The organism is Psychroserpens luteus, from assembly GCF_015319355.1.
In the GTDB taxonomy this organism is placed as follows: domain Bacteria; phylum Bacteroidota; class Bacteroidia; order Flavobacteriales; family Flavobacteriaceae; genus Psychroserpens; species Psychroserpens luteus.
Genome location: NZ_JADILU010000001.1, coordinates 750,228 through 761,933 on the forward strand (window position 1 = coordinate 750,228; position 11,706 = coordinate 761,933).

Annotated in this window: 11 protein-coding genes; 3 read left to right on the plus strand and 8 right to left on the minus strand. The window is 33.8% G+C overall.

Going from position 1 to position 11,706, the window contains the following annotated elements:
* Positions 1–75: 75 nt before the first annotated feature.
* Both arsS and IM744_RS03320 read right to left on the minus strand, forming a co-directional pair.
* On the minus strand, positions 76–1,140 hold the full coding sequence (gene arsS / locus IM744_RS03315; RefSeq protein WP_194506661.1) for an arsenosugar biosynthesis radical SAM (seleno)protein ArsS: 1,065 nt from the start codon (positions 1,138–1,140) through the stop codon (positions 76–78).
* Between the two features lie 6 nt (positions 1,141–1,146).
* Complete coding sequence (locus IM744_RS03320) at positions 1,147–1,482, minus strand: arsenosugar biosynthesis-associated peroxidase-like protein (RefSeq protein WP_194506662.1); 336 nt, start codon at positions 1,480–1,482, stop codon at positions 1,147–1,149.
* 177 nt (positions 1,483–1,659) lie between these two features.
* Here IM744_RS03320 and xdhC point away from each other — a divergent pair, with 177 nt between their 5' ends.
* From xdhC to IM744_RS03335, 3 genes are read left to right on the plus strand one after another with little or no spacing between them, the layout of a single operon-like run.
* On the plus strand, positions 1,660–2,439 hold the full coding sequence (xdhC, locus tag IM744_RS03325; RefSeq protein WP_194506663.1) for a xanthine dehydrogenase accessory protein XdhC: 780 nt from the start codon (positions 1,660–1,662) through the stop codon (positions 2,437–2,439).
* Positions 2,440–2,474: 35 nt separating this feature from the next.
* Positions 2,475–3,482 carry a hypothetical protein gene (locus IM744_RS03330; RefSeq protein WP_194506664.1) on the plus strand — a complete coding sequence of 336 codons (1,008 nt, stop codon included), beginning with the start codon at positions 2,475–2,477 and terminating at the stop codon, positions 3,480–3,482.
* The gene (locus IM744_RS03335) at positions 3,479–3,964 is read left to right on the plus strand and encodes a nucleoside-triphosphatase (protein ID WP_194506665.1); all 486 of its coding nucleotides are present in this window, start codon (positions 3,479–3,481) and stop codon (positions 3,962–3,964) included. Before IM744_RS03330 ends, IM744_RS03335 begins: the two co-directional genes overlap by 4 nt.
* Positions 3,965–4,035: 71 nt before the next feature.
* On the opposite strand, the gene IM744_RS03340 is transcribed toward IM744_RS03335, so the two are convergent.
* The 6 genes from IM744_RS03340 to tamL all read right to left on the minus strand — a co-directional run bounded on the left by IM744_RS03340 (position 4,036) and on the right by tamL (position 11,703).
* The gene (locus tag IM744_RS03340) at positions 4,036–4,446 is read right to left on the minus strand and encodes a hypothetical protein (protein ID WP_206694456.1); all 411 of its coding nucleotides are present in this window, start codon (positions 4,444–4,446) and stop codon (positions 4,036–4,038) included.
* Positions 4,447–4,531: 85 nt separating this feature from the next.
* Positions 4,532–5,101, minus strand: a complete 570-nt coding sequence (locus tag IM744_RS03345; protein WP_194506666.1) for a GNAT family N-acetyltransferase — start codon at positions 5,099–5,101, stop codon at positions 4,532–4,534.
* Positions 5,101–7,437, minus strand: coding sequence for a xanthine dehydrogenase molybdopterin binding subunit (locus IM744_RS03350; RefSeq protein ID WP_206694457.1), 2,337 nt, complete (start codon positions 7,435–7,437; stop codon positions 5,101–5,103). Before IM744_RS03350 ends, IM744_RS03345 begins: the two co-directional genes overlap by 1 nt.
* Positions 7,430–8,839 (minus strand): FAD binding domain-containing protein, encoded by a 1,410-nt coding sequence (locus IM744_RS03355; RefSeq protein WP_194506667.1) that lies wholly within the window; start codon positions 8,837–8,839, stop codon positions 7,430–7,432. Before IM744_RS03355 ends, IM744_RS03350 begins: the two co-directional genes overlap by 8 nt.
* Before the next feature lie 3 nt (positions 8,840–8,842).
* Complete coding sequence (locus IM744_RS03360; RefSeq protein ID WP_194506668.1) at positions 8,843–9,316, minus strand: nucleoside deaminase; 474 nt, start codon at positions 9,314–9,316, stop codon at positions 8,843–8,845.
* 101 nt (positions 9,317–9,417) lie between these two features.
* Complete coding sequence (gene tamL, locus IM744_RS03365) at positions 9,418–11,703, minus strand: translocation and assembly module lipoprotein TamL (RefSeq protein ID WP_194506669.1); 2,286 nt, start codon at positions 11,701–11,703, stop codon at positions 9,418–9,420.
* Positions 11,704–11,706: the final 3 nt, after the last annotated feature.

Genomic DNA, 11,706 nt, shown 5'->3' on the forward strand with positions numbered 1-11,706 from the left:
CTATTTAGTTTTGAAAACTAGCGAATCTCATTTTGTTATTTCTCATGTACCATGAGATTCCTGCCTTTGCAGGAATTATGCAACAACACCTTGACAGCTACTTCCTGCTCCAGCAGTGCAACCATAACAATGTTGTGAAATCACGATATCACGTCCTTCTAATTGTTCTTCGTTAAACTCTGAAATATGCTTGGATTTACTATTTACAGGTAATTCTAGCATTTGATTAAAATCACAATCAAATAAATAACCATCCCAACTAATAGAGAGCGTATTTGTACACATCACATTTTTAACAGCAGTAGGATTATAGGCTTCAACCAATTGATACATGTAATCTTCATAGTTTTCTGAAGCAATTAAGAAATCGAGAAAACGTGCAATAGGTAAATTTGTAATCGCAAAAAGACTGTGAAATTGAATTCCGAAATCTTCCATCAATGCTTTTTTGAAATCCTTTTCCATTGCAGCCTGATCTCCAGGTAAAAATGCACCAGACGGATTATAAACCAAATCTAATTTTAAGTCGCTATCTGGCATTCCGTAGCCAACAGCATTCAGTTCTTGCAATGCTTTTATTGATTTAGCAAAAACACCATCTCCACGCTGTTTATCTGTTTTTCCTTGTGTCCAGTGTGGCATTGAGCTCACAACATGAACATTGTGTTTTTTGAAAAATTCTGGTAGATCGTAATATTTTTTATTAGCACGAATAATCGTTAAATTAGAACGTACAATAAAATCTTTGATTCCAACTTTTGAAGCTTCTTCAACAAACCATCTAAAATCTGGATTCATTTCTGGAGCTCCTCCTGTTAAATCTAAAGTATGAGCGCCAGATGTTTTTATAACCTCAAGACATTGTCTCATGGTGTCGCGTGTCATGATTTCCTTTCGGTCAGGACCTGCATCAACATGGCAATGATCACAAACTTGATTACACATGTAACCAACGTTGATTTGTAGTATTTCTAACTTTCTTGCTTTAAGCGGAAATTGGCTCGTCTCAGAAATTTTAGCTTTAAATGTTGGTAATTCTCCGTTTTTGAAAATACCGTTAGATAAGATTTCGAGTTGCCTATTACTTTGGGCTAAATCGCTTCCTTTTTTTTGTAGGGATTGGGTCTTTAATTTTATCATTTACTATTAACCGTCTAATTTATTTACTTTATTCATCATCTGAATACCATGAACAAGAGTAGCTCCACTTTTAATTGCAGCGCCAACATGAATGGCTTCCATCATTTCCTCTTTAGTCACACCTCTTTGCAAGCCATCTTTTGTGTAAGCATCTATACAATAAGGACATTGTTCAGTATGTGCAACAGCTAATGCAATTAAAGATTTCTCACGAGCTGTAAGTGCACCTTCTTCAAAAACTTTTCCGTAGTACTCAAAGAATTTGTTACCTAATTCTTCTCCCCATTCTGTTATTTTACTAAACTTTCTAAGGTCTGCAGGATCGTAATATGTTTTTGACATGTTTAAAGTTTCAAGAGTTAATTTATCTACGTAAAAAGTAGATATTGAGTTTTAAGTCGGTATTAATTATCAAACTTAACAGAAAATTTAGCAGAATGCTAATTTATTTTTTATCACAGAAATGAAATATGGTTTACCTTAAAAAAGTCTTACTTTTAAATTCTCTTTTTAGCAAGAATGAAGAATTGGATTGAATTATTATCAGAATTTAAGGAAAAGCAACAGCCAGTAGCTCTAGTTACTGTGACAAGATGTTTAGGGTCAACGCCTTGTGTGTTGGGTTCACGTATGATTATAACAAAAGAAGAAGTGCTTTATGGCACTATAGGAGGAGGGAAGTTAGAGTTTTTAGCTATTGAAAAAGCTATGATAGCTTTAGATGAAAACAAAATTGTAGAGTCTGGATATACTTTAGGTCCGGAGTTTGAACAATGCTGTGGAGGAAAAGTTGAATTTATAATAGAACCTATGAACCAATCACCAGAATTGTTTTTATTTGGAGCAGGACACATTGGACAAGAAATCGTGAAATTGCTCATCGGCACACCATTTAAAGTTTATCTTATTGATTCTAGAAAAAACTGGTTTGAAGAAAAGGAGTTAGATAATAGTATCAACCAATGTGAGGTTAGTGAAATAGATTTTAAAACGTTTAGAGATGCTGTTAGATGGGGAAGTAATTGCTATGTTTTAGTACTCACTCATAATCATGCTATTGATTTTGATATCATCTCAATGGCATTAAAAGAAGAAACCAAGTTTCTAGGTTTAATAGGTAGCAAAACAAAAAAAGCACGTTTTAATAACATGCTTATCAATGAGATGAATATTAAAGAAGGTATGAATAATGTCGTTTGCCCTATTGGATTGCCTATTGGAGGAGATACACCAAAAGAAATTGCGATTAGTGTTGTGGCACAATTACTTCAAGTGCATTATCAACCAATAGCAAAATAGATAGTGTCATTCAGAGCAAAGCGAAGAATCTTTACATGAAAAACAACAAATCCATTATAGATAAATTAACTGCACTTTGGGCTTTAAATGAGTCTGGCCTTGGTGGTTTTTTACATGTTTTTAATACACCTTTTACAGGTTTAGTCGTTGGCGGAATTTCCATTTTACTCATTAGTTTAATTGCATTTTATGCTGAAAACAAATGGCAAGCTATTTTAAAAGCGTTGTTAATTGTTTTAATTATAAAAATGGCTGTAAGTCCGTATTCTCCTTTTGGAGCTTATGTTGCGGTGAGTTTTCAAGCATTGTTAGGAGCTTTTCTGTTTGCTAATTTTTCATGGAAAGGTATCACATTAATGGTTTTGGGAATGGTAACATTTTTAGAGTCTGCACTTCAAAAATTATTGATATTGACTATTGTCTATGGGACAGAATTATGGCAAGCTATCAATATTTATGGTTCTTGGGTGCAAAAGAAATTGAACTTTATTTCAGAAACCTCTACAACATCAGCCTTAGTAACATTGTATCTTGTAGTCTATGGGATTTGCGGAATCTTAGCAGGACTATTTATCAAAAGTCTTATCAAGATTATATCAAATAAAAAAGACACTGACTTTTACATAGAGCCAGATAATATGGACTCAGATAAAAAGCCATCAAAAGTCTCTTTTAAAACTAAAGTAATTTGGGTTTGGTTGATTACAGTTGCAGTTATCGTTTTGGCTTTTACATTCTTTGGAGGTGATTTATTTGGGTGGAAAAAAGGTGTTTATATCATGTTACGTAGTTTCTTAATTTTAATGCTTTGGTATCTCGTTATTGGTCCTCTGCTATTAAAATTGGTTAGGAAATATCTCAATAAAAAGGAGTCACAGTACAAGGAAGATATCACTAATGCTATGGATTTGTTTCCGTATTTCAGGCAGATTATTTCGTACACTTGGAAAGAGACAAAGCATTTAAAGGGCTACACAAGGTTTAAGTATTTTATGGCAAATAGCATTTCTAATTGCATTCATTTTAAAATTCCTTCGGAATGATTTACATCCTCACAGGAGCCATAAGATCAGGGAAAACCACAACGCTATTAAATTGGAGTAAAGGCAGAAATGATGTTGACGGATTATTGTGTCCAGATAATGAAGATAAAAAACGTTATTTTCTGAAAGTGAAATCACTTGAAGAATTTCAACTTGAAACTAAAAGTGATACTGAAGACATTCTCAAAATTGGACCTTTTAGATTTTTGAAATCTGCTTTCAAAAAAGCAAATGATTTCTTAATTACTTTTACTTCGGAAAATGAAAATCAATACCTAATTTTGGATGAATTAGGGAAACTGGAATTGAAAAATGAAGGTTTGCATTTAGCTGCTGAAAGAGTGATTCCTGAATTTTTGAATAATGACAAGCAACACTTAATTCTTGTGGTTCGTGATTATTTATTAGATGATATTATCGAACATTATAATATTTCGGAATATCGCATATTAAAGAAAGAGGATTTAAGTAATTTGGAATAGCCTTGTCATTCTGCACTTGATACAGAATCTATCTAAAATAACAAAGAGATTCCTGCCTTCTCAGGAATTGGTCAACTAAATAAAGTCTCGCTCAAAGCATAATAAATCGCCATCAAAGCAGAAAAAATAGCACTTCCCATAAATCGCCATTTAATCTTAAATCGATTTTGAATAATATAATTCGCAACAAACGAAATAGGAATATTCACCAAAAATGACCAAAAAGCAATCTCTAAAAGATTAAAACCAATCGCTTCAAATTTTCCAGAAAACAGTTTGATAAACAATAAATGTCTGGCGATCCACAATGGGTTAAAATACGCTATTGCTAAAAAAGTTTTGGTTAATGTCGCTTTAATCCCTTTTAAGAACTGTGTCTTTTTTACAATCCAATCAAAATAATTCGGAATTTCAAAAGCATAAAAAGTGGCGCCAATAAACATCATTCCTAGCAAACGATACCAAGAAAACTCATCGAGCAAAAGTGCAGCAATAGTATCTCCAGCACTATAAATAAGTGCGCCTTTTAGTATGTTTTGTTTATTGTAATGTAGTGCGATAATCTATCTAGTTTAAATCTGATTTTATTAAGCAATAAATTTCACTATCTAAAAATTGACCATCATAATAGAAGTTTTCTCTAAAATGAGCTTCAAGTTTAAATCCAAATTTAAGTAATAGTGCTTTTGAGTTTTCATTTTCGGTATTGACATTAGCTTCATAGCTATGAAGATTTAAGTCATTAAAACCAAAATGAATTAGTGTATTGAAAGCTTCAGTCATATAGCCTTTTCCCCAAAAGTCTGGATGTAAAATATATCCAATTTCACCTCTTGAATTTTGTCTGTCAATTCGCCAAATCCCGAAATCACCTATTGGTTTCTTACTGCTTTTTTCAATGATAGTCCATGTAATTCCTTTGCGTTCATTGAATGCATTAATGTAGCCTTCAATTCGCTTTTCGGTATCTTCAACTCGTTTAGGAATTGCAGTATCCATATATTTAGAAACAGCGTTATGACTTCTCATGTTTAAAAGGGCTTGCGCATCTTCTTTTTTGTAAGCTCTGAAAATAAGTCGATTACTTTCTAATTCTGGAAAAGCATCAAAAACTTGCTCGTTTACCTGTGTTTCCATTATAGTTTATGCTTGTTTTCATATAAGGCCATCAATACTTTTTCTGGAGTCATTGGAGCATGAAATTGTAAATCGTAGTTAGGATTAAAAACTTTAATTGCATTTTGAAGTGCAAAATAAGCACCAATGCCATACATTAAAGGAGGTTCTCCAACTGCTTTAGATTTTAAAATAGCCATGTCATTTCCTTCAGTTTCTACAGGAATAACTTCTACGCTTTTTGGTACTGAAAATATATCAGGCACTTTATAAGTAGATAATGCATTAGATAATAATCTACCATCGTCATTATAAGCAATTTCTTCCATGGTCATCCAACCAATTCCTTGAATTAATGCGCCTTCTACTTGGCCTAAGTCAATACCTTCACTCATACTTTTTCCGTAGTCATGGACAATCTTTACACTGTCAAATTCATAAGTTCCACGTGTGCAATCTATGGTTGTTGTTGTAATTGCGGTCCCATAAACGTGATAGGCAAAAGGATGTCCTTTTTCTTTGGTTTTATCAAAGTGAATTTCTGGTGTAGCGTAATGTGCATTTTCAGTAAGCGCTACACGTTTTAGCATTGCGCTACTTATGAGTTCTGTCCAAGTTAAATCTGATTTTTCAGCTTTAATGTAAACAGACTCATCTTTCAATTCTAGATCATTTTCCGAAGCATTTAAAATTTCCGAAGCCACAATTTTTAGTCTTTCAACTAAAGCATTACAAGCCATTAAGGTTGCTTTTCCGTTTAAGTCTGCAGTAGAACTCGCAGCAGAAGGTGACGTGTTGGCAACTCTCGTCGTATTAGTAGTTTCTATCTTGATTTTTTCAATAGGAATAGAAAATACATCTGCAGCAATTTGCATCATCTTGGTGTTTACACCTTGACCCATTTCTACAGCAGCTGTGCTAATACCAACGCTTCCGTCTAAATAAATATGCACCAAAGCACGCGCGTGATTCATCGGTGTATTGGTAAACGAAATACCAAAAGTAATTGGCATAAAAGAAAGCCCTTTTTTTAAGCTTGCATTGTTTTTATTGAAGTCTGCAACCTCTTGCTCTAATGCTTCAATATTAAATATATTTTTAGCAGAATTCCATGTGTTTTTGGCTTCTACTTTTTTAGCAATTTGTCCGTAAGAAAACGTGTCGTTTTCATCTAATAAATTTGCTTCTTGAATTTGTCTAGTTGGAACTCCAATTTCATTTGCAGCTTTTGCAATTGCAGACTCTATTACAAACATGCCTTGTGGTCCACCAAAACCTCTGAACGCTGTGTTTGGCGGTAAGTTGGTTTTACAACTCAATACTTTTGTCGTTACGTTTGGCACGTAATAACTGTTGGTTGCATGAAATAAGGTACGCTCTGCAATGGCAGGAGATAAATCTGCTGCAGCACCAGAATTTTGCAAAAACTCCGTTTGGTAAGCTAATATTTTTAAGTCTTTTGAAAGTCCGATTTTATACGTGCTTTCATAAGGATGACGTTTTCCAGTCGTTCGTAAATCGTCATGACGATTCAATATTAATTTTACCGATTGATTTAAATGATAGGTTGCTAAAGCAGCCATGACTGCCCAAGGTGTTGCTTGATCTTCTTTACCGCCAAATCCACCTCCAAGTCTTGTGACATCTACTTCAATTTTATGCATCGCAATGCCTAAAACTGTTGCAATTGTTTTCTGTACAGCAGTCGGACCTTGTGTGGATGATGTGATTTTTATATTTCCGTTTTCTAAAGGTTCTGCGTAAGCACCTTGTGTTTCGATATATAAATGTTCTTGTCCGTTGGAAAAGGTTTCTCCTTCAAAAACATAGGTGCATTCCTTAAATACTTTTTCGGTATCACCTAAACTAAAAGAACGTGGTGCATTGATAAAACTACCTTTTGCTTTTGCTTCTTTTGCTGTGGTGATTACGGGTAAATCTTCAATTTCAATCTCGATTAAACCTCGTGCTTTTCGTGCAATAAATTCCGACTCTGCAACAATTAAAGCAATTGGCATTCCCCAAAAGTGAACTTCATCTTCAGCAAATAAAGGTTCGTCAGGAATAATACCACCAATTTCATTTTCACCAGGAACATCTTTGTAAGTGAAAATACGTTCAACACCTTCCAAAGCTTCTGCTTTAGAATAATCGATATTTTTTATTTTTCCGTGTGCTTTTGGCGAATCAAAAACCACTGCGTGAAATGTACCTTTTCTTATGTTTACATCGTCTACATACAAAGATTCTCCGCGAACATGCGTGTAAGAGTCTAAGTTTTTAATGCTTTGTTTTAATGATTTTGAAACAGCATCTAATTTAGTGTCTAGTACTTTATTTGCTTTGTTTTTATGCATGCTGAACAAAATCGTTTAAGGTGAATTGCTTCGGAAATAACGTTGTAAAATGAGCAAAGAATAATTGTCTTCCTAATAAACGTTTATAGTCTGTTGTTCCTCTAACATCGCTAATTGGACTGATTTCTTTTTGAAGCATTTCGTTGGCTTCAATTATAGTTTCAGAAGTCAACGGTTTTCCAATTAAAAATGCTGATGTCTTGTGTAAATACTTCGGAATTGCTGCAACACCTCCAATAGAGACATGTGCTTTTGAAATGGTTTCGTTTTCAACCGAAATATGTATTGCAGAATTGACACTCGCAATATCCAAATGTGTTCGTTTACAAACCTTTTCAAAATTAAAAAAAGAGTGCTCTGTTGGTAAATTAAAGCTAATTGCTTTTAAAAGTTCACCATCATTTAAGTCGTAAGTTTTATAACCTTGATAAAAGTTTTTAAGTGCAACTGTTCTTTCTTTTTCTTCGGAATTTAATATCGTAATATTACTATTAAACGCTAAGAAAAATATGGTCATATCACCAATAGGAGAAGCGTTGGCTAAGTTTCCTCCCAAGGAAGCCATGTTTCTAATTTGTTCTGAAGAAACTAATTTTAAGTGTTTTCTTAAGTTTGGTAAAATACTGTTTAGCTCAGTATGATTCCATAAGTCGGAAACGGTTGCATTTGTTCCTATGGTGCAAACACGGTTTTCAATGGAAACACCTTTTAAATAATCTTTTTCAGCAATAAGATGCACGTCGTTGTCAGCCAGATGATCTGCTTGTTGTACATATAAATCAGTTCCTCCAGAAACATATTTTCCTTTAGGTTGATTTAAATCTTTAGCTTCAATATCCTTTAAACGTTGAGGAATACTTTTAAAATACTCAGGAATAAATTGGTTCTCAATTAACCAATCAAAAGTAGTTTCTGTTTTGTTTTCCAGTTTTTCAACAACTTGATGGGCAGCTTTTTCTATTGCTTTATAACCTGTGCATCTGCAAATGTTTCCGCTTATAGCGTCAATGGCATTACTATAATTTTTATCAGAATTTGATAAAGCAAAACCTGTTAAAGCAACCACAAAACCAGGTGTGCAAAATCCGCATTGTGTGGCGTAATTTGCTTTCATAGCTACTTGAACTGTGGTTAATTTGTCTTTTAGATTTGTTCCTTCAACCGTTACAATGTGCTTGCCATGCGCATTTCCGAGGGGAGAAATACAAGAGGTGATACTTTGGTATTCTATAGTGTCACCTTTTAATGTGCCAACCAATAGTGTACAAGCACCGCAATCGCCTTCTCGACAACCAATTTTGGTTCCTGTGAGTCGTTGTTGGTAACGAACAAAATCCAATAAAGTCATTCCGGAATGCTCCGAAGTTTTAATGGTTTTGTTATTTAGGATGAAGGCGATCATATATTAATATTCAGTCTTATCCATTTTTTTAGTCCATTCTTGAAAAGGTTCTAATGCGATTTCGCGAGCTAATTGCTCAAACGGTATGCTTCGTTCTGAATAAGGTAAAGGGATTTCTTTGTAAATAAATTCGTCATCAAAACCAATGTTTGCTGCATCCACTTGATTACTTCCGTAATACACTTTATCAGGTCGAGCCCAATATATAGCGCCTAAACACATAGGGCAAGGTTCGCAAGACGTATAAATTTCGCAACCATCTAATTGAAAGGAGTCTAAGTTTTTACAAGCATCTCTAATTGCTGTAACTTCTGCATGAGCAGTTGGGTCATTAGTAGAGGTTACTTTGTTGTTTCCGCGTCCTACAATTTTTCCGTCTTTAACAACGACGCAACCAAATGGTCCTCCTTCATTGTTATTCATTCCTTTTAAAGCTGCGTTTACAGCTTCTTTCATAAATTGTTCTTTATCTGTCATATATAATTATTTGAGTTGGGTTTTTATTTTAATACAAGATATTAAATTCAAAGCTAATAGGGTGTATTCAATTAAACTAAGAAAGCGTAAAATTAAACAACTTAAAAAGAATACCCAATGGCAAAATTAAGCACAGGTTGGTCAAGTTGAAAATCAAAACGTTCTCCTTCTGGTAAGGATGGGTCATGAAAAGGTGCTGCCAAATCAAAACGGATTACAAAACCTTGTAAATCGACACGCAAACCAAAACCAGTTCCCATTCCTAGCTCATTGATGAAGTTGGAAGTGAATTTGTCTTCACCATCAAAAGTAGAATTAGCTTCAGAGTTCCATACATTCCCAGCATCTACAAAAAGTGCGCCTTTAAAAAAGGAATAAATTGGAAAACGATATTCTACATTTGCTTCTAATCTTATGTTTCCGGTTTGTTCAAAGTATGTTCCGTCGCTCTCAGTGTCATTGTCTGCATTGTAAGTTCCTGGTCCTAATGAACGTGATTTAAAAGCACGAACACTATAGGGTCCACCAGAAAAATACTGCTTTACATATGGGATGACATCTGAGTTTCCATAGGCTAATCCATAGCCTGCAAATAATCTAGTAGCAATCGTATGTTGTCTATCTTTTCCGAAGTTTAAATGAAAACGAGCATCAATATCAGCTTTTGCATATTGCGCATATTCTAATCCTAGAAATGTTTTTGGATCTCCTGCGATTTCTTCTTTTCCAAGCAGACTTATGGAGTTTCCAGCGACATCCAAAGTAGCGTTTAGGAAAAATTGATTTGGATCATTTGTGTCAACCATCTCATTGTAAGTAAATGAAAATGTCAATCCTGAAATAAATTGCTGATCAAAACTGCTCTCTAAAAATGGGTTGTCTTCTAAAATCGCTTCAAATTCTTCACTCGTTTCCTTCAAACTCGTATAATTGACTGAGATGGGATTAACCTCATAGGTTATATAGCGGTTTGCATTCCAAGTATAACCAAATAATGCGCTTCCTGTTAATAGCGCATATAATTGGCTTCGTTTTAAATAACTAATTCCTAAACTGGTTTTTGTCTTCGGAATGGAATACTCAAAAAAGTCATCATTGATATTAAATGGCGAAATCACTCTTGGGAAAATAACTTCCCCCTTTAAACCATATTCTAAACTACTTAAGCCAGCATTTGAGCCACTAGCAAATTGTGTTTCATAACCAATGTTTGCGGTAAGATTTAATGTTTCGCCACCTCTAAAAAGGTTTCTGTTACTGAAGGTTAATGCAAGGTTTGGACCTGTAAAATTATTTGATTTTGTGACTGCTTGTAACTCTGCTCTAAAAGCTCTTTTTGTTAAAGGTGATAAGAAAATATTGGCTTCAAGTACACCTAAGCTATCAGTTAATAAGGAATCTACTTCTCTATATTGGATATTCACATATTTGTATGCACCAATGGTTGATAATCGTCTAGATGTGTTTTTAGAAATTTGCGGACTGTAATAATCACCTTCTTTAATTGTGATAAATTTGTCTAAATGCTTTGGTTTAAAAAATAGCGAATCTTGTAAATAATTTTTCTCATTAAAACGCTCTGTCGTTGTGGTTAATGAGTCTTTTAAATTATAATCTGGATAAATATTGACACGTTGAATTTGATATGGAACTGTTGATTTCTTCGGAACTTGTGCTTTTAGCTTCAGGAACAAATCAAAACGTTTGTTATTGTACTGATTGGTGTCTGCTTCAAAAATAAAAAAGTCTGAATTCATGTTGTAATACCCTTTCTTTTTTAATTCTGAATCTATTCGAAGACGTTCTAGTTTAAGATTGGATAAGTCAAATCGCATATTTTTTGACAAAGGAGAATTTGCTTTGGCTATTTTAACGTCTTCGTAAAGTGGAGACGACATAGAATCTAATTGGAAATTTTTCATTTTATAAGCTGCAGGTACTTTTAAAGAATAAGTAGCATAAGCTTCTAGTTCTTTTTCTTCAAAAGAAGATGTTGCTGTACTGTAGAAAAATCCATTATTTTCTAGTCTATTGCGTAAAATATCCTCAATTTCAAAAGTTTTAATATTAGATTGATATACCGGTTTTTCTCCAATTTGTTTGTAAAGCCAACGGTTGATAAAACCAGGATTTTCTTTTTGAGTTTTGTAGTAATAATATAAGCCTGGACGCATTCCTAGAAATTTAGAGTTAGGAGTTGGTCTTAAAATAGTTTCAAGTTCTAGTTTTAAATCATCAACATTTTTAACAGAACTATCAGCCTTGATTTCGATTTTTGCACCAGTGTAAAGTCGTTCGCCATCAGGAATATATTTTCTAATACTACAAGAATGCAAGAGTATTCCGAAGAAAAAAAGATAGATGATATGTTGTATTGTTTTGTTCAAGGT